The following is a 2,129-nucleotide window of genomic DNA, read 5'->3' as shown; positions in this document are numbered from 1 at the left end:
GGCGGGTCCCCCCGCCGCACCTCAACTGACGCGAGACTTTCAGCGCCTCTTCAACCGCCCCGCAACGCCATCCGTATCTCGCGGGCCAGCGCGGGACGCAGTTCGGGCCGCACATGCCGCCCCACTTGCACCGACCGCCCCTGCCCTGACACTTCAATCAGCGAACCATCCCCATCCTTGGGCTCGATACGCACCCATTCGCGGTTGAATTCCGCGCGCTCGGTGCGCCCCGCCGTTTCAAGTTCCACCACCAGCTGCCCGCCTTCAAGGACGATTTTTTCACCGTCCCCCGCATGGCGGGCATACACCACAAAGGCCGCGCCCACCGCCAGCAATTCAGCCCAGGCAAAAGGCATCACCATGGTGGCGCCCTGGGCCCAGAAGAATGCCGCAATCCCCAGCGAAACGCCGCACAGCGACACGTAAAGCCACCCGAGCTGGGCCGGGGTGAGTGAACAGTGACGCTTGAGAAGCCACAGCACAGCACCGTGGCTGTGGGTACCCTGAGCGGGTGAGGTGGCAAAACGAAACGCTGGCGTTGGCTGCAGCATGCGGCAACCCCCCAAAAAAACAGCGGTCCATGCCGGGCACGGGCCGCGCGAGGCTTGGGAACATCCCCAAAATCTGTACTGAATTGTAGCCGGTTTGCCCTGCCGCTCCCCTGAAAAAGCCCCCAAACCAGTGGTCGCGGCGGGCCGGATGGGCGCCTGCGCAACAGCCCCGGCCCCGAAGGCCGGCGCTCAAGCGCCCGGCCGCCCGCCCTGCAGCATGCTGCGCATGTCGGCCACCGACACCGCGCTGAGCGCGCTGACCTTTACTTTGGGCGGCGCCTTCAGCGCGTGGCCGTAGATGACCTCGAAGGTCAGGGACAAACGCCCATCCGCATCTTTGGCAAGACGGCGCGCCAGCGCCTCTTCAAGCCGCATCTTCCAGACGCGCCCGCGCAGGGCGGGAAACCGCGCGGGGTGGAAGTTGCGGCCCAGCTCGGCCAGGTCCTGCAGCAGGCGCGCGGGCGTCGCATAGGTCAGCGTGATGCGCTCCATGTCCATCACCGGCTCGGCAAAACCGGTCTGCACCAGCATGTCGCCCCAGTCGTGCATGTCGGTCAGCTCGTGGCCCGCGGGAGGCCAGCCCAGTTGCGCGTAGACCTCGCGCAGCTCCTTCGCGGTGTCCGGGCCCAGGCATGAAAACATCAGGAAGCCGTTGACCTTGAGCGCCTCGCGCCACTGCGCCAGCAAGGCCTGCGGGTCGGCCGATTCATGCAGCGCCATATTGGCCCACAGCATGTCGGCGCTGCCGGGCGGCGGCGCTTCAAAACGCACCGGGGCGGCCGTCCATCGCCGCGGCGTCCACCACGGCTGCACGATGCCCTTCATCGCCTCACGCGTGCGCCGCGGATTGTTTTCCAGCACAAAGGCCGTGGCGCCGGGGTAGGTCTTGGCCAGCTGCGCATGGGCCTGCAGCCCGCCGCGCAGCGCGCCCCAATGCACCCAGCTTTGGGGTTGCAACTTGATCCACTGCAGGCGGTCCATCATGCGGCGCGCCACCTCCTCATGCAGCCAGGGCGAGGCCAGGGGCGCACTGCGATCCCAGCGGCTGACGGCGATCGGGTCCAGCGTGGGCGGGCGCTCGGTGGGGGTCATGGAAGAAGGCAAGGCGTCTCGTTCAAAAGGTAGGCGAGTATATTGGCACGGTGTTCACACGCCTGCTTGTTCCTTCCGCATTCCTGCCCCGCTGGAGCGGCTTTGCTCGCGGCTTCAACACGGGGATCGCCAGCCAGTGCGCGGTCTGCCGCAGCTGGCCCGCGCGCCAGGTGTGCGAGCCCTGCGTGGCCCGCTTCGCGCAGCCAGAGGCGCGCTGCAACCGCTGCGCCCTGGCCTTGCCGGCCGACCTTTCCATGGGCCTGCGAACCGGCCCGCCCTTGTGCGGCGCCTGCGCCGTCGAGCCGCCGCCGCTGGACCGCGCCTTTGCCGGCGTCGCCTATGGCTACCCCTGGTCCACGCTGGTCGCCGGCTACAAATTCGGCGAGCGGCACGGCTGGGCCGGTTTTTTTGCGGGCCTGCTGCTGCAGTCGCCCGGCCTGGCGCAGGTGTTCGGCGAACTGGAGCCCGAGGACTGGCTGCTGCCGA

General features: G+C 68.2%; 2 protein-coding genes and 1 pseudogene. 1 reads left to right on the top strand and 2 read right to left on the bottom strand.

Going from position 1 to position 2,129, the window contains the following annotated elements:
* Nucleotides 1–50: 50 nt before the first annotated feature.
* Together PMI15_RS00015 and PMI15_RS00010 are read right to left on the bottom strand one after the other, a co-directional pair.
* Complete coding sequence (locus PMI15_RS00015) at nt 51–551, bottom strand: DUF2244 domain-containing protein (RefSeq protein ID WP_036836849.1); 501 nt, start codon at nt 549–551, stop codon at nt 51–53.
* Between the two features lie 189 nt (nt 552–740).
* Nucleotides 741–1,643, bottom strand: a complete 903-nt coding sequence (locus tag PMI15_RS00010; RefSeq protein WP_007862349.1) for a hypothetical protein — start codon at nt 1,641–1,643, stop codon at nt 741–743.
* 50 nt (nt 1,644–1,693) lie between these two features.
* Between PMI15_RS00010 and PMI15_RS00005 the strand changes: the two are divergent.
* Nucleotides 1,694–2,129 (top strand): annotated as a pseudogene (locus PMI15_RS00005) (ComF family protein); the annotation flags it as partial.

This window comes from Polaromonas sp. CF318, from assembly GCF_000282655.1.
Taxonomy (GTDB): Bacteria; Pseudomonadota; Gammaproteobacteria; order Burkholderiales; family Burkholderiaceae_C; genus Polaromonas.
This window is presented reverse-complemented; position numbering and strand designations above follow the sequence as displayed.